We start from the raw sequence: 23,364 nt of genomic DNA, 5'->3' as shown, positions 1-23,364 counted from the left end.
GGGGTCAGGCAATGTAAATTTAAGGGTCATTGCCTGATTTAACGGACAAACAAGCATTTAAGCGGAGACAGCAATGCAAATTTTTTACGATAAAGACTGTGACTTATCTATCATCCAATCTAAGAAAGTAGCGATCATTGGTTACGGTTCACAAGGCCACGCGCATGCGCTTAACCTGAAAGATTCTGGCGTTGACGTAACTGTAGGTTTACGTGCGAACTCTGCTTCTTGGAAGAAAGCTGAAAACTCAGGTCTTAAAGTTGCTGAAGTTCCTGCTGCTGTAGCACAAGCTGACGTAGTGATGATCTTGACTCCAGATGAGTTCCAATCTCAACTTTACCGTGACGTAATTGAGCCAAACATCAAGCAAGGCGCTACTTTAGCATTTGCTCATGGTTTCTCGATTCTTTATAACCAAGTTGTTCCACGTGCTGACTTAGACGTAATCATGGTTGCGCCTAAAGCTCCTGGTCACACAGTACGTTCTGAATACCAACGTGGTTCAGGTGTTCCTGACCTTATCGCAATTCACCAAGATGCTTCTGGTAATGCGCGTAACGTTGCTCTTTCTTACGCTTCAGGTGTAGGTGGCGGCCGTACAGGTATCATCGAAACTTCATTCCGTGAAGAAACTGAAACTGATCTTTTCGGTGAGCAAGCAGTTCTTTGTGGTGGTGCTGTTGAATTGGTTAAAATGGGCTTCGAAACTCTGGTTGAAGCTGGCTATGCTCCAGAAATGGCGTACTTCGAATGTCTACACGAACTTAAATTGATCGTTGACTTGATGTTCGAAGGCGGTATCGCGGACATGAACTACTCAGTGTCAAACAACGCTGAATACGGCGAATATGTAACGGGTACTGAAGTAATTAACGAACAGTCTCGTGAAGCAATGCGTAATGCGCTTAAACGTATTCAATCTGGTGAATACGCGAAGATGTTCATTCAAGAGGGTGCGTTGAACTACCCATCTATGACTGCTCGTCGTCGTCAAAATGCTGCTCATGGTATCGAAGTTACTGGTAACAAGTTACGTGCGATGATGCCTTGGATTCAAGCGAACAAAATTGTAGATAAAGAAAAGAACTAAGGTTTCGTGCCTTAAAAAGAGGAAAGCAGCGCTTGCCTCTTTTTTCGTACCTTGGATCCAAGCAAACAAAATCGTAGATAAAGAGAAAAACTAATTTCTCGAATCAATTGATTTGAATGCGAAAACCCACTTAATTTGAGTGGGTTTTTTATTTCTATGTTTACGTGCCTTAAAAAATGGGGAAAGCAGTGCTTTCCCCATTTTTTAATATCTTGGAGCCAAGCAAACAAAATCGTTGATAAATAGAAAAACCAATCTCTTAATTGGCTGATTTTTATGCTATAAAAGCCCTGCCAAAGCGGGGTTTTTTATTGGATAAGAATAATAGACCTCTTGCGAAAGTATTATTTTAGACTTTGATATTTATTTAAAAATCAACGCTTATCACTGATTAAATTTTGACTAACGCAAGAGATACCGTCTGAAACGTCAAGCAAATTATCGAAAATTCATGCTCAATAATCTGCTTGATAAGGCTGTTGGTGTTTGAGTACACCATAACAAAGATGAACCAACTTTCTCATTGCAGCTCCAATCGCCATCATTTTGGTTTTACAATTAGCTAATAATCTTTCATTCATCCCTTTAATATGAGGATTATGCCGAGTTGCGACAATGGCTGCTATATATAAACCGGCACGTATTTTGGAAGAGCCCGCTTTGGATAAATGGCTTCTGCCATGAATGGAGCTACCTGACTGCTTTTGAGTGGGCACCAAGCCAACAAAGGCGGCCGCTTGACTAGCTCTTTCAAAAGTATGACTGCGCAAGAAACTGAGCATTAATAAACTAGTTCGATCTGCAATGGCTGGAATACTGCTGAGCAGTTCTTTATCATTTTTTAAATCAGGATTCTGATCAATGTGATCATCAATTTGTTGGTCGATACCCTGAATATGTTTGTTTAACTGTTCAATACTCTTGTGGAGAGACTGAAGTACAGGTTCCATCGTGAAGGTAGACTCTGCTTTTTCCAAACGATTCTTTTCACGTTGTAAATCTTCACAAAGAACAGCTCTTCTATCCAGTAAAGCATTCAGCAATTGAATATGTTTGGGTAAAGGTTGCCAAAAATGTAGATTGGCAGTCATCGCAAATCGAGCTAGAACCTCACTATCTACCTTGTCTGTTTTATTCAGCTTAGACATACTCTGAGCAAAATATCGAGCTCTGGCAGGATTGGTTATAGAGACTTGATAGCCCTCATCAAATAAATATTTAGCCAAGAGTTCATGATAAATAGATGTTGCTTCCATTAAGATAATGGTCTGCGTAGAAGTTGCAGCATGCTGGTTTAGCCAGATTTGAAGTTGCTCAAAACCTTTTGGTGTATTTGAAAAAGTTTTGGTTTTCTTTTTATTTGCAGAATTTTCTAAAATTAAACAGCAATCAATTTTAGCTTTAGCAACATCAATACCAAGATAAAACATAATCTTTACCTGCTTTAATTATTCAATTATTGTTTTAGCATAAGCACCGTCTTTTCTTGTGAATGCAGCATCAAAGTGCTTAGTTACCGTCCAGAGTTGTGCAAGTGGTTAGGGCAAATTGTAGGTTTTATCTCTTGCACAGACTAAAAGTCTTAGGTCTATTACAAACTCTACAATTTGCATATAGTGGAAGCTAATCACTACAACCTCCAAGATACAAGGTCTAATGATTTTATATAAATATGTTGGCTTTGATGCTGGTTTAAAAATATTAGAAACAAGTACTTTAGGCTTTTCTTTGCCGCGCGATTTTAATGATCCATTTGAGGTGACGGCTTTAGCTTTAATGGGGGAAACGGTAAATGTTGGTGTAGAAACGCAAGCTGTAAGAAGTCGGTTTATCAATAAATATGCAGTATTGTCTTTAACTCGAGCCCCCTTAAATCCTTTAATGTGGTCTCATTATGCAGATAGTCATAAAGGAATGGTGATCGGGATTGATATAGAGAAGGCAGGTTTAGAAAGTTTTGAAAATTATACGATACCTGCTCAGAGAGGAGAGATAATTTATGTGAATACAGTGCCACAACAATTAATTCAATAGATGCCGTGCAATTAATGCAAATTGGAAGTAAGCATCATATATGGTGGGAATCTCATGAGAGATTACTAAAACATGCTGTTCTTTATAAGCAATTATGTTGGGCGTATGAAGAGGAGGTTAGGGTAATGAAATGTTTGGGGAGTGAGGAATACCATTCTTATCATTCAAAGGAAGATAAGAGATTTGATTTGGATGGAGAGCAGTGGGAAAGAAAATATATTGGTTCAAGAAGTATATTCTTAAAAAGCATCCCATCAGATGCATTTGTTGAGATATATCTTGGGGAAAATAGTTATCGTGATCAAAGAAGGAAGTATGATAATTTAATCGATGGTTATAAAGTTCCTAAAATTTTACAGTTAAAAGAATTTAGTCGGAATAATAATATTGAATTATTCACTGTTTTAGTTGATACAGAAACATGGTCTTTAAAAAGAAAAATTATTAATTCAGTTGATTTAGATTAAATAGCTGTAATTGTGGTAGCGGTTCATATATTAGAGTTCTTTTATAAATTGTATTAGTTCAGACTTGATCAGCCAATCTTTGACATGACCTACAATTCTTGAGGCTGTTGGCTCTGAAACTCCGTAACTCTTAGTAACGTGAAATAAGGTTCGGTATTCTCGCCAATAGCTTAGACAGAGCAGAATCTGATCCTTAATACTTAACTTGGGCGGTCTGCCTTGAGTTAAAACATGTTTCTTCAATTGATCAACCATTAAATAAAAAGTTGACCATGATATGCCTGTATATCGCTTAAACTGTGTTTCTGAAAACTTTTTGAATCGATGTGTTTCATTCATAAATTAGGCACGAATGCCAAGAAAATTAGAGGACGAATATTAAGCAAAATAGTGTTCAATTTTTATTTATGAAAGAAGATTATTGTATATTAACATATTGTTTTTTAGTTAATTTATATTAATTATTGCTTTTTAGAAAGTTTTTCATAGCTAAGAAAAGTCTTGATGTGTGAAAAAGAAAGCAAAAGTTTCGACAAAATCACACATTTCTTAAATAAAGTTGCATAATTTACAACTATTTGTAAATTTCGTAACTTTGTTTTATTTTTTTGTAAGTTAAGGTAAATTATAAAAAAATAATAAAATTAGTGGTTTAATTGTTTTTTATAAAATTTAAAGATTATTTTATTCTTTTTATTTGACATAGTTAGAAATATTTTTAAATTGTATCAATTTATTTTTTGTCTTAACCTTTTATAAGTATAGGATTAAATTTTTTAAAACAAATAAAAAACCAAAAATAGAGAGTAGTATTGTGAATAATAAACTTTTTCATATTTTTAGGTCAAAGATAATAAGATAAGTTAACGGTTACTTAACTTTACTCATAATAATAAGAGTTAAAGCGTAATCGTTAAAATAACTACATATACATATTCTTTTATTAAAAAGAAATGGAGAAAATCATGAACAAAATTACACAATCGGCATTAGCGGCATTAGTTCTTGGTGCTTGTTCTACGGCATCTTTTGCAGAAGATGAAGCAGCTCGAGGTGGTTATCATCCTCCTAAACCACCAATTGACTGGAGTAAATGTAATACTTTAGGCTGTGAAAAAGAAATTCCAATTTCACTTAAAATTAATAAGAAATGTGTTTTAACTGGTGGAAATGCAATAGTATTATCTGCTGCTGGTGGAACCCAAACTACAAATTATTCAATTACAACAAATACCCCTTATGTTCTAAATTTACAAACTGCAAATGCCGGTGCTAATAATACTACGTTTGTTAAACATGAAACAGATGCATCTAAAACAATTGCTACAACAATTGTGACGACTAAACAAGGTGCTGCAGGTGCTGTTCCATTTGGTAATTCAAATCATGCTGGTCAAGCAGTTGATAATTATACACTTGCAGTTACCAATACTGCAGTTGATGCTACACAGTTAGCAGGTAATTATACCGATCGCTATCTAATTAAAGCTTACTACTAATTTATTTAATCAACCTAACCTGATATTTATGTTGGGTTAGGTTTCCTCATTATACTTTTAAATGGAAAATTATAATATGAGAAAAACAACTATATTATTTTTTTTATCTTTTTTTTATTTTTCTGGCGGGAAGGCGGATGTTGCAATTGATCCAGTGCAAATGTATATATTTAATGATAAAAAACAAAAAACAACAACACTTACTTTAGAGTCTATAAATGAAGTAGAAAAAAAGATATTTGAGGTGAAAGCATTTAAATGGGATCAAAATGATAAAGGTGAAGATGTGTTGGAGAAGGATGATACTCTTATAATTAATCCAAGAAATTTTATTTTAAAACCTAATGGGAAACAAGTTATACGTGTTGGTTTTAATCGTCCAATAGTATCTGTATTGGATGGTCGGGAAGAGGGTGCCTGGCGCATTGTAATTGAGGAATTACCTCAACCTGTAAAAGAATCATCTATTACTTTCTTGATGAATTTTAACCTGCCATTATTTATTGGAAAGCAAGATAACTTAAAATTAAATTTTAATATTGAGAATGATAAGCTTATAGTTAAAAATAAAGCAGAATCTCATATTCAAATTTCAAAGTTACAAATTTTAGATTCTAATAAGAAAGAAGTTTTTACTAGTAATAATATGAAATATGCACTTAAAGATAAGAGTATTTTTTATGAGTTGGAAGGCGTTAAAATAAATAATCCTCGTAATTATTTTGTTAAAGTAATGACAGATAAGTCGCATGAGGAAATAGAGTTAAAGCTTATGGATTAAAATTATAATTAAGGATTATATTATGCAGTTAAATAGAAAAATAATTATTCTAGTTAATATTTTATTCTTATGTAATGCTAATGCTAACCAGAATCCTGATGATGAATTTTTTGCTAATCTTTGGATAAACGAGCTTGATCATAATATAGATATTATTTTAATAAAAAGTGATGATAATTTTTACATAGAGTGCAATATATTGTCGGAACGAGATATTGATATATCTAAATTATCAAAAATGGCTTCTCGGGATGAGTTTTGTCTTATTTCGGACCGGAATATTCAATCTAATTTCGATGCCTCTAAGCAAACAATTAATCTCACCATACCTACCCAACTGTTTAAATCAAGTACACAGATCTCCCAGTTGCAGACTATGCCAGAGAGAGCCAGTTTTGGAGGTTTCGTAAATTATGATTTTACCTATTTAAATTCAAAAATAGACAGAGAAACGAATTCTTTATATAACGGCCTGACAGATCTGGGTGTCTTTAAAGACTATTGGATTTTTAAGAACTCAATAGCATATTATAATCATCCTTTGAATGAGTATTTTACTCGACTCAGCACTAGTATTGACTTTGAATTTCCTAAAAGTATGACTCAGCTTACTTTAGGAGATACAACTACAGTATATAATCCATTAATTAATTCTTTACGTTTTGCCGGTTTAAACTGGGGAACTAATTTTACTGAGCGACCAAATTTTATTTATTGGAATACTCCAATCTTACAGGGAAGTGCGCGTGTTCCTTCTACAGTTGATTTGTATATTAATGGGGTAAGTATATATAGCCAAAGAGTCAGTCCTGGTGATTTCAATCTTCAAACTGGTGCACAAATTCAACAGGCAGGAAATGCACAAATTATTGTTGAAGATGTATTAGGGAATAGGAGTGTACAAAGTTTTCCTATTCTGGTGACGAATCGGCTATTAAGATCTGATCTTAGTGAATATAATGTTTCATTAGGAAAGTTGCGTTATAACTATAATATAGAAAGTAATGACTATCGTAATTTTTTCTCTAACCTTTATTATCGTTATGGGGTATCTAATTGGACAACACTTGGTTCTAATTTTTCTTATAGCGAAGACTTGCAAAATTTAGGCTTTCTATGGACTCAAGCTATTAGTCATTATTTGGTTTTGGATAGTGTAGTTCAAGCTTCACACGATGAACTTAATAATTTTAATTATTCATATGGATTATCTGCTGCAAAGGATTTCGGAAGAGTTTCACTTGGTGCAAGTGCGAAATATACAGAAAGAGATTTTAAATATTTAGGTGATGACCTGGATAATTTTTATAGTTATCCTAAGTATGAATATTTAATTTATGGGGGAATGAGCAATATTCCTCTCTTGCATAATATTTATTTGAATTATGCTGCCCAGAGTTTTCATCAGCAAGAAATGCGCGTGGAAGATGAGATTCCTTCATTTTTTCAAAATGATCGTAAAACTTTAAATTTAGGGTTTAATCGTCGGCTAGGTAGGAAGGGAAGCCTAGGTTTGAGTTATTTTAGCTCATTTGGTGATGATCGGGATTCTGGAGTTGTCTTATCACTTAGCTATAGTTTTGATGATGATAAAGCAGTTTATTTTAGTCATTCAACAGATGAAAGAACTAAATTGCAATTTGTAAAAAGTAATCCTAATCAGGTTGGATTTGACTATGAAACAGGTGTAAATAGACTCGAAGATGAAACACTATATAATTTCAATGGGCGATTGAAAACAGATGTTGGGGATTTAGGTTTTTATCATATAGAGGGAGATAATGAGTCTGAATCACAATTAAACTATCGTGGTGCGGTTGTTTTTCTTAATAATAAATTCAATTTTACCAAGTTGGTTGATAATGCATTTTCTGTTGTTAGTGTGGGAGATTATCAGGATGTCGATGTTTTAAGGTCTTTATCTGTAGTAGATAAAACGAATAAGAAAGGCTATACCTTTGTTCATGATATTATTCCTTATGTAAATTATGATATTGGTTTTGATCAGAATCAATTACCAGTCGAAGCTAAGATTCCTTATGCAACCAAGAGGCTTACTGCTTTAGATCAGCGGGGGTATATTATTAATTTCCCTATATATAATACAAAACAGGTCACGATTTTGCCTGTAGATAGTAATAATCATAAATTCACAGCCGGTTCAGAGTTATATATCGATAATGATGGTGGGGAGGTTTATCCTATCTCATCGGACGGTACGGTCACTCTATATGGGCTTATTCCAAATACTTACAATATTAAAATCATCAGCACCGAATCTAAAACTTGCTTTGCACAATTGACGGTTACAGAAAATCAAAAAGAAGAAAGCGGACTATCTACGCTTATCTGTAAATAAAGGATGAAAAATAATGAAACTTAAATTTACTGTACTTGTGTTCTCTCTATTATTGACCAGTCTAAGTCATGCCCAACGTTGTCAGATTGATCGATCGACAGTATCAGAACTCAAATTGAACTCCTCTTATCTGAGCCAAGCTGCGACTTCTTTTATCGTAAGGTGTGATAGCAGTTATGCTATTCAATTTAATTCTAGAAACTTAACCAGCACTAATGGCAGTAGTTATTTGGTTAATGAGCACAATCATAAAATAAGAACACAAATGTATATTTCTGGGGCGACCTCATCCCGTTGGAATATGCCGATATCCCAACCGGCAACTAGCCTAAGTAAATTTATTGTATTGGTACAACTAGCTGAACAACCTTCTGCTTTGACCCCAGCTGGAGTTTATAAAGACAGTTTATATGTGGATCTTATCTACTGAATTCTTTTAGTTGGCTCTTAAAAGAGAATTGGATTTTGGTCTATTTAAGTCCTTTAACCAGATTTTGAAGCTTTCTGACTGGATTTTTTAGGCATGAGCTATGGTTATGAATAGGTGAGTTAATTTACTCTTAATTGTTAGTCAAGTTAATTAGATATCTCTATAAGTACATCAACTTCCGAATAAAATGAGAGAAGGGGGGTAATATCATTAAAATGCAATAAATAAGCATTAGACTTTAGCTTAAAATATAATCACATAGGTGTGATATGGAACAGCCCTGCACCTCAGCGTTATCGAAAAAAATGTCTGCACTTCAAAATATTAGCTTTGACTTAAAACAGTTGCGACAGCAAAAAACAAAAATGACCCTGCCTTTGGAAGAGTTGACTCGTCCTCGTCTCAAAATAGCCATTGTGACTGAAACCTGGCCTCCTGAAATCAATGGTGTTGCCCATGCTTTATTGCAACTTTGTAAAGGATTACAAAAACAGGGGCATAAGATTTTATTAATACGTCCAGAACAACGACAAGCCTGTAACGATTTTAAACCGCATAGTGAATGTCTGGTTAAAGCGCATTGCATTCCTAAATATAGCAATTTGCAGTTTGGTAGACCGCAATTTTTAAAAATCCATCAAGCTGTTGAAACTTTTACCCCCGATATTATTCACATTGTGACCGAAGGCCCTTTGGGTTTGGTAGCTCAGCAGCTTGCAAAATTCCATAAAATTCCAGTCTCTAGCGGTTTCCATTCATCATTTCAGGAATTTAGTCGGTTTTTTGATTTGGCTTTTTTACTGAAGCCAATTCAAGGCTATTTAAAGTGGTTTCATAATAATACTGATTTGACCTGTGTCCCGAGTCGAAGCACGGCTCAAGCCTTGAATCAGTTTGGTGTAACTTGTCCCTTGGCAGTTGTGGGCAGAGGCGTCGATCCAGATACATTTTCACCAAAGTGGCGATCACCAGATTTGCGCTATGCTTGGGGAGTTTCAAACGAGACCCGGGTGATGTTGTATGTCGGACGGCTTTCTCCTGAAAAGGAAATTGACGTGCTGATCAAAACCTATTTTGTGCTGCGCCAAGTTCGTCAGCAAGATATACGTTTGGTAGTGGTTGGAGATGGGCCGGATCGCACTCGACTGCAACAACTGAATCAGGATGGCAGTATTGTTTTTACCGGTAGCTTGACAGGAGAAAAACTGTCAGCGGCGTATGCCAGTGCAGATGTATTCTGTTTTGCCAGTCAGGTTGAAACCTTTGGAAATGTGGTATTGGAAGCGATGGCCAGTGGCTTGCCAGTGATTGCTTATGATTATGCTTGTGCAAACTTGCATGTGCAGCATGGTGAAACGGGATGGTTGAGCAGACTTGGACATCAGCGGGGTTTGATTCAGCAGATGCTCGGACTGCCTGATCTGCAAAGATTACAGCAGATGGGCGCGCAAGCACGTAAAAAAGCCGAAAAAGTAGGCTGGCAATATCCAGTCCGGCAATTTGAACAGGCACTGTATTCACTGGTACAGCAACAGGAATACAGGATATAAAACAAGAAAGGAGCACCAGTGTGAAACTCCAGAATGTAAAGATTAAATTTTTAGAAATCGATTTGAAAGGCTGTGTTTATCTGAATCATTTTTCGCATTCAGTCCGTATTGCCACTTTTTTTAAAATGATTAGCCGCTTAGGAAATGGTGCATTTTGGTATTTCATGCTGATATTGGTTTGGATCATGCAAGGCTTGATCTATACCGTGCAGATTGTTTATCTGATTTTGGGAAGCACTATTGGTACCATTATTTACAAGGTGCTTAAAATCAAAACCGTACGGCCACGTCCTTATCAGGTGCATCAGGTGATCCGTTTGGGTGAGCATCCACTGGATCATTTCAGTTTTCCTTCGGGACATACCTTGCATGCCGTCATGGCAACCACCGTTTTAGGTTATGTCGCACCTTTATTACTCATGCTGATGTTGCCTTTTACGATTCTGGTCGCAGTGTCCCGAATGGTGTTGGGATTACATTATCCAAGTGATGTGGCAGTTGGCGCAATTCTGGGTGGCATGATGGCAATTGCCATTATCCTGACCGCACCTTATCTGAATATTGTGCTGTAAAAATAAGTGAAAGCCGGAGCAAAGGCTCGCAGATTTTCACAGATTTGTTAAAGTACAGCATCAAAGCAATTATGGTGAGAAATAGAGATGGGTTTACGTTGGACTGACACGCTCGATATCGCGATTGAACTCTATGAAGCGCATCCAGATGTGGACCCGCAGTGGATTCGTTTTACTGATTTACATGCCTGGGTATGTGCTTTGCCTGAATTTGAAGATGATCCAACCAAGTCGACTGAAGGTCTGCTTGAAGCGATTCAAATGGCATGGATTGATGAGGCACGCTAAGCCCTCATCTTAAAAAAGCATTTTTTTACAGATGAAAAGCAGAAAAATGCGCATTATCTCGGTATAATGCGCCAAATTTTCATGTCAACAATTGACTTAAGGAGCCTATCATGGCTATCGAACGTACTTTATCTATCGTTAAACCAGACGCAGTTGCTAAAAACCACATCGGCGACATCTTTGCTCGTTTCGAGAAAGCTGGTCTTCAAATTGTTGCAACTAAAATGAAACATTTGACTCAAGCTGAAGCTGAAGGCTTCTATGCTGAGCACAAAGAACGTGGTTTCTTTGCTGACCTAGTTGCATTCATGACTTCTGGTCCAGTGGTTGTTTCAGTTCTTGAAGGCGAAAATGCTGTTCTTGCTCACCGTGACATCCTTGGCGCGACGAATCCTAAAGAAGCTGCTCCTGGTACTATCCGTGCAGATTTCGCTGTAAGCATTGATGAAAACGCTGCTCACGGTTCTGACTCTGTAGCATCTGCTGATCGTGAAGTTAACTACTTCTTCGCTCAAACTGAGATTGCTCCACGTACTCGTTAATTCGCAGTATTCAAGCCAGATAAGTGTTATTATACTTATCTGGTTTTTTTATTCTCTGAATAATTCTTTGCTCACATATTGAGCTTCTCCTTTCATCTTTAGACATGGTTTAGGTAATACACATGAGTACTGAAGCAGTCGCTGTATCAGCAGTTTCTGAGCCACAGCAACACACTCCATCCGCTCCAGCACAGGCAAATACTGTCGAGAAAGTGAATTTACTTGGCATGTCACGTCCGCAAATGGAAAAATTCTTTGAGGACATGGGTGAGAAGAAGTTTCGTGCCGGGCAGGTGATGAAATGGATTCACCAGTTCTTCGTGACCGATTTTGCTGAAATGACCAATATTTCAGGAAAACTGCGTGAAAAATTAGAAAAGATTTGTGAAATTAAAGCGCCTGAAGTGGTGCATAAAAACTATTCCAAAGATGGAACCCGTAAATGGGTATTCCGTGTTGGCGACGGTGACGGTTCCCTCGTCGAAACCGTATTGATTCCTGCTGAACATCGCAGTGGTTTACGTCGCACTTTGTGTATTTCTTCACAAGTGGGCTGTGCACTGGACTGTTCATTCTGTTCGACCGGTAAACAGGGTTTTCAGCGCGATTTGACCCAGGCAGAAATTATCGGTCAGCTCTGGATGGCGAACTATTCCTATATGGAAGATGTGCCTGTACTTGAGCGTGAACGTTCAGTCACGAACGTGGTGATGATGGGCATGGGCGAGCCATTACTCAACTACGATGCAGTATTGAATTCAATGCGCATTATGCTGGATGACTTTGCATACGGCATGTCAAAACGTCGTGTGACTTTATCGACTTCTGGTGTGGTGCCGAAAATCGATCAGATGGTCAAAGATATTGACGTGGCGCTGGCTATTTCATTGCATGCGCCAAATGATGAACTGCGTAATGAGCTGGTGCCGATCAATAAAAAATATCCGCTTGAGCAGCTGATTGCAGCATGTCAGCGTTATATTGCCAAAGATGGTAACGAAAGTTCACGTAAGCATGTAACCATTGAATATGTGATGTTAGATGGCGTGAATGACCATCCTGAACATGCCCAGCAAATGATTAAGCTGTTGAAGAATTTGCCAAGCAAGATTAATTTGATTCCTTTTAATCCGTTCCCGCATGCGCCATATGGCCGCTCAAGCCGCAACCGGATTATTTCTTTCCAAAAAACTTTGTCTGATGCCGGTTTTGTGTGTACGATTCGTCAGACACGCGGTGATGACATTGATGCCGCGTGCGGACAGTTAGTGGGACAAGTTGCTGACCGTACCCGTCGTGCGGAACAGTGGAAAAAGAAAATTGCGCAATCGAATGAGATCATGCGCTCACAAGGATAATAAGAGGTCGCCAGTTGAGAAATCTAACATCAAAGTTTGCTTTGATTTCAACAGTATGTGTGTCTTTGGTTTTAGTCGCGTGTCAGACGCCAGATCTGGGTCAGAAAGACCCTGAAAAGGCCACCAAAGTCCGTACCCAATTGGCGGTAGAATATCTGAGAACAGGTGACCTGGATGCAGCTAAACGTGCGCTGGATCAGGCACTTGAAAGCAGTCCGCGTGATTCTCAAGCGAATATGATGATGGGCGTGCTATTGCAGCAGGAAGGTAGTAAGCTCAATCTCGAAAAAGCAGATCATTATTTCAAGCGTGCGATTTCGGCAGATCCGAAAAATGCACAGGCGCGAAATAATTACGGCACTTATTTATATCAGCTTGAACGCTATAATGATGCGATTGAGCAGTTTCAAATTGCCGGTGCCACTTTAGGTTATGATCAACGTTTCCGTGCATTGGAAAATATGGGGCGGATTTACCTAAAACTGGGTGATACAGCGAATGCTGAAAAATCATTCAAACAGGCGCTACAAGCCAATCGCGATTCTTATATTTCAATGTTAGAGTTGGCAGAAATATTTTATTTGAACCAGCAGTTCCCGGCGGCGACACAAATGTATCAACAGTTTGTGCGTGGTGTGGGACAGAAAAATCAGGGTGCCCGTGCGCTCTGGGTTGGCATTCGCACTGCGCGTGCCGGGGGTGATCAGTTGGGGATGCAGGTATTGGTCAACCAGTTACGTGCACTTTTTCCTGAAAGCCAGGAATACCAACGTTATTTGCAATTACAGTACAGTACTGAGGCCGTATGGAAGTAAATCCTAATTCACCATCGAATCATTCGAGCGTAGCTCCAAATGCGTTAGGAAATATTCAACGTCCGGGCGAGTACTTGCGCCAGATTCGTATCAATCAGCAACGCAATCTGGAAGATGTAGCGAAAGAGCTGAACATCCCAGTCAAAACCCTGACTGCTCTTGAGCAGGATGAATACAAGTCTTTGCCTGAAGCGACCTTTATTAAAGGTTATTACCGGACTTATGCCAAATTTCTGGGTGTAGATGCGTCTAGTATTATTCAACGTTTTGATGAAATTTATACCAATGATACCGGGCTGCTGCCGAATCATGCCCTGAATAATTCTCCTATCAAAATTATGGGGAAATTGCCAGGTTCCAAACGTGACCGCAATCGTAAGTGGTTAAAGCGCATTTTTATTACGCTGGTATTGCTGCTGATTTTGGGTGCACTGTTTGCCATGATTCAGAACTGGTCGAGTAGTAATTCACAAAATAGCACTGAAGTCTCTGGAGTAGGCGCTTCTAATGTCGAGATTCTGAATCTGGATACAGGTGCCGCACTTTCCGGTGATCAGCTGAAACTTGATTTTAACCGTCCGACTTCGGTGCATATTGTCGACTCGGCGGGTAATGTTCTGGCAACTGGCCGTCAGGCATCGAGCTTGCAGCTGAATGGTGAAGCGCCATTCCAGATTCGTCTGGATGATGCATCGGCTGTATCACTCAGTTTAAATAATGAAAATATTTCATTGTCACCCTACACTGTGAACGGAAAAGCAGAATTCCGTTTATCACCTTAATAGATCAAGAGTAGAGCAGAACGATGATCGTAAATCCAATTAAACGTCGTCCAACACGTAAAATTCGTGTGGGTTCAGTTTATGTGGGTGGTGATGCACCAATCAGTATCCAGTCCATGACCAATACTGAAACCTGTGATGTGGCAGCTACGGTTGCACAGATTCAGCGCTGTGTGGATGCGGGCGCGGACATCATGCGGGTTTCAGTGCCAACGATGGAAGCGGCAGCAGCATTCGGTGAAATTCGCAAGCAGGTCAATGTACCTTTGGTGGCGGATATTCACTTCGATTATAAAATTGCTTTGGCAGTTGCCGATTTGGGTGCAGACTGCCTGCGGATTAACCCGGGCAATATCGGTTCGGAAGCGAAAATCCGTGAAGTGGTGGCCGCGGCACGTCATAACGACATTTCCATGCGGATCGGTGTCAATGCCGGCTCCCTGGAAAAAGATATTCAAAAGAAATATGGCGAGCCGACTGGTCAAGCACTGCTTGAATCTGCAATGCGTCATATCGATATTCTAGACCGTCTGGATTTCCAGGAATTTAAAATTTCAGTCAAAGCATCGAATGTGTTTCTGACTATGGATGCGTATCGTTTGCTGTCACAGCAAATTGATAATCCGCTGCATTTGGGTGTCACAGAAGCAGGTATTTACCGTACCGGTTCGGTTAAATCTGCGATCGCTTTGGGTTGCCTGCTGATGGAAGGCATCGGGGATACCATGCGTATTTCCTTAGCTGCCGAGCCTGAAGAAGAAATTAAAATTGGTTTTGATATTCTGAAATCGCTGGGTCTGCGCTCCAACGGGATTAACTTCATTGCCTGCCCAAGCTGTTCACGTCAGGAATTTAATGTGATTTCCGTGATGCAGCAACTTGAAGAGCGTTTAGAAGATATTCGTACCCCAATGGATGTCTCGGTCATTGGCTGTAAAGTGAATGGGCCGGGCGAAGCTAAAGAAGCGGATATTGGTGTCGTAGGTGCAGCACCACGTTCACTGGTGTACCGTAATGGTGAAAAGAGCCATTTAATTGACACGAATCAATTGGTTGATGAAATCGAAACCATGGTTCGTCAACGTGTTACCGAGCTTGAAGAAGCTAAATCTAAAGAAATTATTCGTACAAGTTTTCCTGAGTAGATCATGAGTTCAATCGTCGCAATCAAAGGTTTTAATGACATTCTCCCAACGCAAACCCCAGCTTGGAGACGTCTTGAACAGCATCTATCCGGTTTGATGGATGCCTATGGCTATCAACAAATTCGTTTGCCTATCGTAGAACAGACTAATTTGTTTAAACGTTCGATCGGTGATGCAACCGATATCGTTGAAAAAGAAATGTATACCTTCCTCGACAAGGGTAATCCGCCTGAGTCGTTGACGTTACGTCCTGAAGGGACGGCTGGCTGTGTACGTGCCATGCTGGAGCATAATCTGCTGCGTGGTGCGACGCCTCGCGTCTGGTATATCGGCCCAATGTTCCGTTATGAAAAACCGCAAAAAGGCCGTTACCGTCAGTTCCACCAGTTTGGTGTGGAAACTTTTGGTGTGGCAACGCCAGATATGGATGCAGAACTGATCCTGATGACAGCACGTCTGTGGAAACGTATGGGTGTGGCAGACAAGGTTCAGCTTGAGTTAAATACACTCGGTGAGTCGGATGAGCGTGCAGCATATCGTGCGGCACTGGTTGAATTCCTGGAGTCGCATAAAGCGGATCTGGATGAAGATTCTCAGCGCCGTCTGACCACGAATCCATTGCGTATTCTGGATTCTAAAGATGCCAAAACACAAAGCATCTTGGAAAATGCACCGAAACTGCATGACTTTATGGGTGAAGAAACTCTGGCGCATTTTGCCCAGTTACAGCAGTATTTGACTGATGCAGGCGTGAGCTTCGTGATCAATCAAAAACTGGTACGCGGTCTGGACTATTACAACAAAACTGTTTTTGAATGGACCACAACCCATTTGGGTTCACAAGGAACAGTCTGTGCCGGTGGCCGTTATGACGGCCTGGTGGGGCAGCTTAAAGGAAAGGCAGATCAGTCTGTTCCTGCAGTTGGTTTTGCCATGGGTATCGAGCGTTTATTGCTTTTGCTTGAGCAGGTTGAAGACAATACCCCGACACGTGATTGTGAAGTATTCCTGGTGGCTGAACCGGCTTCTCAAGGTAAAGCTTTGGTCATTGCGGAGCAGATCCGTGATCAGCTTGAAGCAGCAGGCAGTCAGGTTCGTTTGAAAGTAGGCTCACAGGGTTCAATGAAATCGCAAATGAAAAAGGCTGATCAAGCCGGTGCTTTGTATGCGGCGATTTTGGGTGAACGTGAACTGGAAGCTCAGGCGTTTACTGTGAAAGAGCTGGCAACCGCAGAGCAATCGAATATACCATTTACGGACTTCGTTGCATTTTTTAGTACTAAAATTTCTTCAAAATAATCGATAAAACATTAGGAAAAGGGTAATCTCATGAGCGCAATGAGTGGTGATGAACAGTTTGAAAGCTTAAAATCCTTTACGAAGAAATATGGTTCTTCGATGATTACCGGGATTTTAATTGCGCTGATTGCCTTTTTTGGATGGGAATATTGGCAGAAGAAAAACCTGGCAGAGTCGCAAATGCACACTGCCAAGGTTCAGCAGTTGATGGATGATGCACAGGCATCGAAAGGTGATGGTTTTGCCAAGCTGTCTGAAACTGCGGACAAAATTGTCAAGGAAGCGCCTGACTCAGCTCAGGCGATTCAAACCCAGTTAGTCATGGCGAAACTGGCTTATGACAAAGAAGATTATGCTGCGGCCGAGAAAGCACTACAGAAAGTTGAAAACTCGAAAGTAGATGATAAAGGCCTGGTTCAGGTGGTTAAACTTCGTCTGGCCTATGCGCAACTGGCACAGAAAAAATATGATGCTGCATTGAAAACTTTAGAAGCAGTGACTGAACCTGCATTTAAAGCAACTGCCGATGAAGCACGTGGCGATATCTATGTTGCCAAAAATGATATTGAAAATGCGAAAAAAGTATATCAAAGTGCATGGGATGCTTTGATTGAACGTAAAGAAGAACGTCAGATTTTACAAATTAAGCTCGAAAGCGTAGGCGTGTTAGTCGATGATCCAGAAATCGAACGCCCAATTATAGAAACACAAGCGGAAGAAGCTGCATGAATAGAAAATACAAAATTACCTGTGCCTTGACTGTTTTAACGCTTGCACTGGCTGGCTGTGCAGGTAAAACTACTAAAGTTCCAGAAGTAAAACCGAATCCACTTCCAAAACTGACCCAAGCCAAAACCCTGGTCCCTGTATTTTCCACCAGTGTGGCGTCAACAGATGCTGCTGATCCGTTGCGTTTACGTCTGGATGCAGACAATGGCGTGGTCTTTGCGATTGACCCGAAAGGCGAAGTGTCTGCATTTAAAGGCAAACAGCGTCTGTGGCAGAAGAAAGTCAGCAAAGACAATTTAAGTTCTGGCGTTGAAGCTGCCGAAGGTCTTGTTGTCGTCGGCAACCAGAAAGGTCAGCTGTTTGCGCTAGATCAACAAACCGGCGAGCAGAAATGGACTGCGCAATTGACGGGTGCTTTACTGGCGCCTTCACTGATTCATGCAGGGCGGGTCATTAGTGTCAGCAATGACGGCACCGTATATGCGCATGAAATTGCGACGGGTGCGCAAGTTTGGACTTATGACTTACCTAATGTACAATTCAGCTTACGTGGCATGGCTGCACCGGTTGCATTAGATGCCCGTAATATACTGATTGCCTCTTCCAATGCTTATATCTATGCATTGGATGCCTTAAGTGGTGTGCCAAAATTACAGCGTCGTGTCGCAGTGTCGGATGGACGTTCTGATATCCAGCGTCTGGTGGATATTGACGGGGAACCGGTCGTTGCAGGCCAGTTTGTGGTGACCACCAGTTATCAAGGTCAGGTGACTGTGCTGGATTTAGCTTCACAACAGGTGGTCTGGAGTGAAGATGCCAGCAGTATCCAGCGTCCAGAAGTTGTGGGTAATGGCGTATTTGTGGCGCAAACCGATGGCAAAATCAAAGCCTTTGAGATTACCTCGGGTCAACCGCTTTGGGAAAATGACCAGCTGTTGAATCGCAAGTTAAGTAATCCGGTGATGCTGGGTACTGATCTTGTAGTCGGCGATCTGGATGGTGTCTTGCACCTGATTGATCCGCGTACCGGACAGATTACTGGTCGTTCGAAAACCTCTGGGGAAGTACGTAGCTTACGCGTCATCGACAACCAGCTTTATGTTTCTACACGCAAGGGCGCATTAAGCATTTGGCAGAACCGTTAATTTTAACGAGCCTTATGCTAAACTAGCCACAACCGTATTTTTGTGAACGCGGGGTGATTGAAAAATCAATGCCCCGTGTTTTTATTTAGGGTATTTCCCCCTTATATCTTCCTATACTTTCTGATGTTCAGGCCACTTTGACGCCTGATATTGAATAAAGGTTACTCTATGAAACCCGTAATTGCGCTCATTGGTCGTCCGAACGTCGGAAAATCAACGCTGTTCAACCAGATTACCAAGAGCCGTGACGCATTGGTGGCAGACTTTGCAGGTCTGACACGCGACCGTAAATATGGCGATGCTACCTATCAAAATAAATCTTTCATTGTGGTCGATACCGGCGGTATTGGCGAAAATGAAGGTGGTATTGATTCATATATGGCAGAGCAATCCAAGACTGCCATTCATGAAGCCGACATCATCATTTTTGTGGTTGATGCGCGTGCCGGATTGCTGGCATCTGATGAGCAGATTGCCCGTGAATTGCGTACTTTAGGCAAAAAAGTCTTTCTGGTTGCCAACAAAGTCGATGGTGTACATGCTGAAGCTGCCTTGGTTGAATTCTACAAACTGGGTATGGGCGAGCCGTTACAAGTCGCAGCCAGCCATGGTCGTGGTGTCCAGCAAATGCTGGAAGATGTACTTGCCGATGTACCGGAAGATGAAAATCCGGAAGAGCATGACAAAAACACGGGTCTGCGTTTAGCGATTATTGGTCGTCCAAATGTAGGTAAATCAACGCTGGTGAACCGCTTGCTCGGTGAAGAGCGTGTGGTGGCATTTGACCAGCCGGGTACAACACGTGACTCGATTTATATTCCATTCGAGCGTGATGGCCGTCAATATACCCTGATTGATACTGCCGGGGTGCGCCGTAAAGGTAAAGTTGATGAAATGATTGAGAAATTCTCGATTGTTAAAACTTTACAGGCAATGAAAGATGCTAACGTAATTGTTGTTGTGGTTGATGCGCGTGATGGTATTGTTGAGCAGGACTTGCATTTGATTGGCTATGCACTTGAAGCGGGTCGTGCCATGGTCATTGCAGTCAATAAATGGGATAACATGACTGAATATGATCGTAAGCAATGTAAGCTCGATGTAGAGCGTCGCTTCGATTTCATTCCATGGGCCAAAGTGCATTTGATTTCTGCATTGCATGGAACGGGTGTGGGTGATCTTTATCCATCGATTCACCGTGCTTATGATTCATCTCGTTTGAAAGTGTCACCAGCAAAAATCACCCAGATTTTAAATGATGCGACAGATGCCCACCAACCGCCGATGGTTCAGGGTCGTCGTATTAAAATGCGTTATGCGCATATGGGTGGGCAGAATCCACCAACGATCGTGATTCACGGAAACAAGGTGGATAAAACTCCTGCAGATTATCGCCGTTACCTGGAAAACGTGTTCCGTAAAGTGTACAAGCTTGAAGGTACACCGATTAAAATCGAGTTTAAAACTTCGGAAAACCCGTTTGAAGGTCGTAAGTCTCAAGTGGATGAGCGTGCAGCTGCACGTAAACGTCGTTATGTACAGAAGTTCAAGAAAGCCGAGAAGAAATTTAAGCGTTAATTTTATAGTTTAAATTTTCCGGATAAAAAGCCTGCGTAAAGCGGGCTTTTTGTTTTGATAAAATAATGAATTTCTCTCCCAATAAAAGTGTAAATTCTTTTACACTCCCATTAGTTTATGTCTTTTTGAATGGATTCACGTGGCCCGGCTGATTCAAATACATCTGCATCAACTCTCTAATCTGACTTATGATCAATTGTCAGACCGCAAAACCCAGGTTGCCGAACGGAAACGCGAAGTGGCGTTTTTGCGCAATCAGCTTTTATCCCAATCTTTTGAATTGCCAGTTAGCGATCAACAGGTGGTACGGACGAATTTTGGCAAGCCTTATTTAAATGACTATCCGGATTTCAGTTTTAATCATAGTCATAGTCAAAATTTCTACGCCCTGGCCACGAGCAGGAATGTCCAAAACTTGGGAATCGATATTGAAGAACTGAGCCGTAAAGTCCGTTTTGAAGCTTTGGCACAGCACGCCTTCCATCCTGAAGAACTCAAAAATTGGCAAGCGCTGGCTTATGACCCTGAATACTGGTTTAAAGTCTGGACGACCAAAGAGGCCGTGTTAAAGGCATCAGGCTTGGGAATCCGGATCAACCTCAACGAACTCAATACCAATATCCATCCTGAGCAAAATGGTGGGCGCTGCGAACATCCAGAGATTGGCATCTATGCCTATCAAAATTATACGCTTGCTGGCTGCATGCTCACCGTGGCCTGGCAAAGTGAGGATTCCTGCAAGGGATTGAGATTTCCCGTGATTCAGCTTCATCAAACTGTCTAAATAGAATGAATTCCAATATTTTTTATTTTCTGGAAATGAGCAGATTACTCAGCCGATTCACAAATTGTGGACTCATCCGCGACAAATGAAATAAAAACTGGCTTTTGAATCCGACCGGATGATGCGTTGCTTGCCAGATGGAATCTTTGAGTTCTGCCAGTTTCAGAATATCTTGTGCAACATCTTCTGCTTTTAAATGCACGCCCATCTTTTTGATGCTTTCTGCCTGCATATCTTTGACCATGGCCGTACTGACGAAAAGCGGCATGACATCCAAGACTCGAATCCCATAGGGTTGCCACTCAATATCCAGACTTTCAGTCAGGCCACGCACTGCAAACTTGCTGGTGGAATAACTGCTTAAATCGGCCTGGCCATAAATCGCCGAAGCGGAAGATAGATTAATGATGCGGGCAAATGAAGATTCTTTTAAATAAGGGAAAGCGGCATGACAGCCGTTCATGACCCCTTTGACATTAATATCCAGAGTCCGATGATGTGCCGCAATGGTGGTATCTTCAAAAGGCCCTGAATATAAGATCCCGGCATTATTGACCAGAATATTGATTTCACCTGCCCAAGCTGAAAATTCGGCTAAAGCTGTTTCCCAGGAAGCATAGTCAGCCACATCGAGAAAGCCGGCTTTGGCATGTTCGCCCAATTGCTGGGCCAGTTGTTCTGCCTGCTCCACCTGAACATCATAAATGCCCACCTTGTAGCCGTGCTGGTAAAATAGGGCGGCTGTCGCGGCACCAATTCCTTGTGCTGCACCACTAATCAATATACTGTGCATGTGCCTGATCTCCTTATTGTCTTTTTTTTGAGCATAACAAGAAACTGGCAGATTGACGCGACTATTTGGTAAAAAAGAGGTTTTTGAATATGGAACAACTACTCAAGGTCATTCGCGAATTACGTGAAAAATGTCCATGGGATCAGCAACAGACCCCTGAATCTCTGACTAAATATGCCATTGAGGAAGCTTACGAAGTCGAAGCAGCAGTCCGCTCTGGAAAAGTCGACGATGTCCGCGATGAGCTGGGTGATTTGCTGTTACAGGTGGTGTTCCAGTCGCAAATGTATAGCGAGCAGGGGGCTTTCGATTTTCAGGATGTCGTACAGGCCATTACCGATAAACTGGTTCGTCGTCATCCACATGTATTTCAGGCGGAACAGTTTGCGCAGCTCAGCCCAGAAGATGTGTCTGAGCTATGGAAAGAAATCAAACAGCAAGAAAAGCAGGGCAAGCCGCGTTCACGTCTGGATGATATTAAATATGCACCGGCTTTGGTACAGGCCGATGAAATTCAAAAAAATGTCGCCAAAATCGGTTTTGATTTTCCTGATATGGCGGGTGCTTATGCCAAGCTGGAAGAAGAGCTGGCTGAATTAAAAGAAGCGGTAGCTGGAGAAGATTCCGATGAAATACAGGAAGAATTTGGCGACTGCTTATTTTCTCTGGTGAATGTTGGCCGTAAACTTGGCATTTCCAGCGAGATGGCATTATTGGGGACGATCCATAAATTCCGGACCCGCTTTGCCTTGATGGAAGATCAGGCACAATTACAACAATTAGACTTGGAAAAGCTGTCACTGACTGAACTTGATCAGCTCTGGGAACAGGCTAAATTAGAATTAAAACAAAGAGCAGCACATGAAAAAAATACCTTATCGAATCGATCCGACGTGGATTAATCTCCTTCTGAGTTGCTGGCTGGGCTTTATTTCTATCGGGACTGCGCATGCAACTGCGACCGATTATATGGAATGGAAGACCCAGCAACAGCAACATGACGCTCGCCTGAAGAAAAAAGCTGCCTCCACGGCTTCATCAGAAAGCAATCACTATCTGGCGAAGCCTGCATTATCGGCATCTTCTGCTGCTGATAAAATCAGTTTAAATAATGCAACTGTGGAGCAATTACAGCAGCTAAATGGTATTGGTCAAAAAAAGGCTGAAGCCATTATTGAACATCGGCAAAAAAACGGAAAATTCAAAAGCATTGAAGAGATCCAGCTGGTCAAAGGCATTGGACCGGCATTGTTTGCCAAAAACAAGGCCAAATTGGCCTTGTAAGGCGACAGCATGGATCATGACTAGCTGATTGATTTGACTC

At 40.8% G+C, this 23,364-nt stretch carries 24 protein-coding genes; 21 read left to right on the top strand and 3 right to left on the bottom strand.

Going from position 1 to position 23,364, the window contains the following annotated elements:
* The first annotated feature begins 73 nt into the window (after window positions 1–73).
* Window positions 74–1,090, top strand: coding sequence for a ketol-acid reductoisomerase (ilvC, locus tag MTX11_RS02130; protein ID WP_004278368.1), 1,017 nt, complete (start codon window positions 74–76; stop codon window positions 1,088–1,090).
* 455 nt (window positions 1,091–1,545) lie between these two features.
* Here ilvC and MTX11_RS02125 read toward each other — a convergent pair whose 3' ends face one another.
* Window positions 1,546–2,520, bottom strand: a complete 975-nt coding sequence (locus tag MTX11_RS02125; protein ID WP_243474237.1) for an IS110 family RNA-guided transposase — start codon at window positions 2,518–2,520, stop codon at window positions 1,546–1,548.
* A gap of 226 nt (window positions 2,521–2,746) precedes the next feature.
* Between MTX11_RS02125 and MTX11_RS02120 the strand changes: the two genes are divergently transcribed.
* Both MTX11_RS02120 and MTX11_RS02115 read left to right on the top strand, forming a co-directional pair.
* Window positions 2,747–3,124: a DUF2971 domain-containing protein gene (locus tag MTX11_RS02120; protein ID WP_228305201.1), complete on the top strand. Its 378-nt coding sequence runs from the start codon at window positions 2,747–2,749 to the stop codon at window positions 3,122–3,124.
* Between the two features lie 14 nt (window positions 3,125–3,138).
* Complete coding sequence (locus MTX11_RS02115; protein WP_243474236.1) at window positions 3,139–3,591, top strand: DUF2971 domain-containing protein; 453 nt, start codon at window positions 3,139–3,141, stop codon at window positions 3,589–3,591.
* A 30-nt stretch (window positions 3,592–3,621) separates the two neighbouring features.
* Here MTX11_RS02115 and MTX11_RS16660 read toward each other — a convergent pair whose 3' ends face one another.
* Window positions 3,622–3,846 (bottom strand): helix-turn-helix domain-containing protein, encoded by a 225-nt coding sequence (locus MTX11_RS16660; RefSeq protein WP_373683226.1) that lies wholly within the window; start codon window positions 3,844–3,846, stop codon window positions 3,622–3,624.
* Window positions 3,847–4,556: 710 nt separating this feature from the next.
* Here MTX11_RS16660 and MTX11_RS02110 point away from each other — a divergent pair.
* The 16 genes from MTX11_RS02110 (at window position 4,557) to MTX11_RS02035 (ending at window position 21,247) form a co-directional block, all read left to right on the top strand.
* Entirely contained in the window at window positions 4,557–5,090 is a 534-nt protein-coding gene (locus tag MTX11_RS02110) for a hypothetical protein (RefSeq protein WP_071850440.1), read from the top strand.
* A 76-nt stretch (window positions 5,091–5,166) separates the two neighbouring features.
* Entirely contained in the window at window positions 5,167–5,871 is a 705-nt protein-coding gene (locus tag MTX11_RS02105; RefSeq protein ID WP_180038817.1) for a fimbrial biogenesis chaperone, read from the top strand.
* A 22-nt stretch (window positions 5,872–5,893) separates the two neighbouring features.
* Window positions 5,894–8,230, top strand: coding sequence for a fimbria/pilus outer membrane usher protein (locus MTX11_RS02100; protein ID WP_180038816.1), 2,337 nt, complete (start codon window positions 5,894–5,896; stop codon window positions 8,228–8,230).
* Window positions 8,231–8,929: 699 nt separating this feature from the next.
* On the top strand, window positions 8,930–10,210 hold the full coding sequence (locus MTX11_RS02095) for a glycosyltransferase family 4 protein (protein WP_243474235.1): 1,281 nt from the start codon (window positions 8,930–8,932) through the stop codon (window positions 10,208–10,210).
* Between the two features lie 20 nt (window positions 10,211–10,230).
* Complete coding sequence (locus MTX11_RS02090) at window positions 10,231–10,782, top strand: phosphatase PAP2 family protein (RefSeq protein ID WP_243474234.1); 552 nt, start codon at window positions 10,231–10,233, stop codon at window positions 10,780–10,782.
* Between the two features lie 87 nt (window positions 10,783–10,869).
* Window positions 10,870–11,070 carry a Fe-S cluster assembly protein IscX gene (gene iscX, locus MTX11_RS02085; RefSeq protein WP_004278360.1) on the top strand — a complete coding sequence of 67 codons (201 nt, stop codon included), beginning with the start codon at window positions 10,870–10,872 and terminating at the stop codon, window positions 11,068–11,070.
* Between the two features lie 110 nt (window positions 11,071–11,180).
* Complete coding sequence (gene ndk, locus MTX11_RS02080) at window positions 11,181–11,612, top strand: nucleoside-diphosphate kinase (protein ID WP_004647460.1); 432 nt, start codon at window positions 11,181–11,183, stop codon at window positions 11,610–11,612.
* A gap of 122 nt (window positions 11,613–11,734) precedes the next feature.
* Entirely contained in the window at window positions 11,735–12,970 is a 1,236-nt protein-coding gene (rlmN, locus tag MTX11_RS02075) for a dual-specificity RNA methyltransferase RlmN (protein ID WP_243474233.1), read from the top strand.
* A 14-nt stretch (window positions 12,971–12,984) separates the two neighbouring features.
* Window positions 12,985–13,785: a type IV pilus biogenesis/stability protein PilW gene (pilW, locus tag MTX11_RS02070; protein WP_005103248.1), complete on the top strand. Its 801-nt coding sequence runs from the start codon at window positions 12,985–12,987 to the stop codon at window positions 13,783–13,785.
* Window positions 13,776–14,567 (top strand): helix-turn-helix domain-containing protein, encoded by a 792-nt coding sequence (locus tag MTX11_RS02065; RefSeq protein ID WP_004278356.1) that lies wholly within the window; start codon window positions 13,776–13,778, stop codon window positions 14,565–14,567. Before pilW ends, MTX11_RS02065 begins: the two co-directional genes overlap by 10 nt.
* Before the next feature lie 23 nt (window positions 14,568–14,590).
* Window positions 14,591–15,712, top strand: a complete 1,122-nt coding sequence (gene ispG / locus MTX11_RS02060; protein ID WP_243474232.1) for a flavodoxin-dependent (E)-4-hydroxy-3-methylbut-2-enyl-diphosphate synthase — start codon at window positions 14,591–14,593, stop codon at window positions 15,710–15,712.
* A 3-nt stretch (window positions 15,713–15,715) separates the two neighbouring features.
* A complete protein-coding gene (hisS, locus tag MTX11_RS02055) occupies window positions 15,716–17,011 on the top strand; it encodes a histidine--tRNA ligase (protein ID WP_243474231.1) in 1,296 nt (431 codons plus the stop codon).
* Window positions 17,012–17,041: 30 nt separating this feature from the next.
* Window positions 17,042–17,740 (top strand): YfgM family protein, encoded by a 699-nt coding sequence (locus MTX11_RS02050; RefSeq protein WP_005103250.1) that lies wholly within the window; start codon window positions 17,042–17,044, stop codon window positions 17,738–17,740.
* Window positions 17,737–18,885: an outer membrane protein assembly factor BamB gene (bamB, locus tag MTX11_RS02045; RefSeq protein ID WP_005245986.1), complete on the top strand. Its 1,149-nt coding sequence runs from the start codon at window positions 17,737–17,739 to the stop codon at window positions 18,883–18,885. Before MTX11_RS02050 ends, bamB begins: the two co-directional genes overlap by 4 nt.
* A gap of 168 nt (window positions 18,886–19,053) precedes the next feature.
* The gene (gene der / locus MTX11_RS02040) at window positions 19,054–20,463 is read left to right on the top strand and encodes a ribosome biogenesis GTPase Der (protein WP_004278348.1); all 1,410 of its coding nucleotides are present in this window, start codon (window positions 19,054–19,056) and stop codon (window positions 20,461–20,463) included.
* A gap of 139 nt (window positions 20,464–20,602) precedes the next feature.
* Window positions 20,603–21,247, top strand: coding sequence for a 4'-phosphopantetheinyl transferase family protein (locus MTX11_RS02035; protein WP_004733036.1), 645 nt, complete (start codon window positions 20,603–20,605; stop codon window positions 21,245–21,247).
* A gap of 22 nt (window positions 21,248–21,269) precedes the next feature.
* Here MTX11_RS02035 and MTX11_RS02030 read toward each other — a convergent pair whose 3' ends face one another.
* Window positions 21,270–22,040 (bottom strand): SDR family oxidoreductase, encoded by a 771-nt coding sequence (locus MTX11_RS02030; RefSeq protein WP_004278346.1) that lies wholly within the window; start codon window positions 22,038–22,040, stop codon window positions 21,270–21,272.
* An 89-nt stretch (window positions 22,041–22,129) separates the two neighbouring features.
* Between MTX11_RS02030 and mazG the strand changes: the two genes are divergently transcribed.
* Together mazG and MTX11_RS02020 are read left to right on the top strand one after the other, a co-directional pair.
* A complete protein-coding gene (mazG, locus tag MTX11_RS02025; protein ID WP_148334715.1) occupies window positions 22,130–22,942 on the top strand; it encodes a nucleoside triphosphate pyrophosphohydrolase in 813 nt (270 codons plus the stop codon).
* Window positions 22,902–23,324 (top strand): ComEA family DNA-binding protein, encoded by a 423-nt coding sequence (locus tag MTX11_RS02020; RefSeq protein WP_148334714.1) that lies wholly within the window; start codon window positions 22,902–22,904, stop codon window positions 23,322–23,324. Before mazG ends, MTX11_RS02020 begins: the two co-directional genes overlap by 41 nt.
* The last annotated feature ends 40 nt before the right edge of the window (window positions 23,325–23,364 follow it).

Origin of the sequence: Acinetobacter lwoffii, from assembly GCF_022809915.1 — a bacterium.
Taxonomy (GTDB): domain Bacteria; phylum Pseudomonadota; class Gammaproteobacteria; order Pseudomonadales; family Moraxellaceae; genus Acinetobacter; species Acinetobacter lwoffii_M.
The sequence above is the reverse complement of the archived record's forward strand: the minus strand, read 5'-3'. Positions and strand labels throughout refer to the sequence as shown.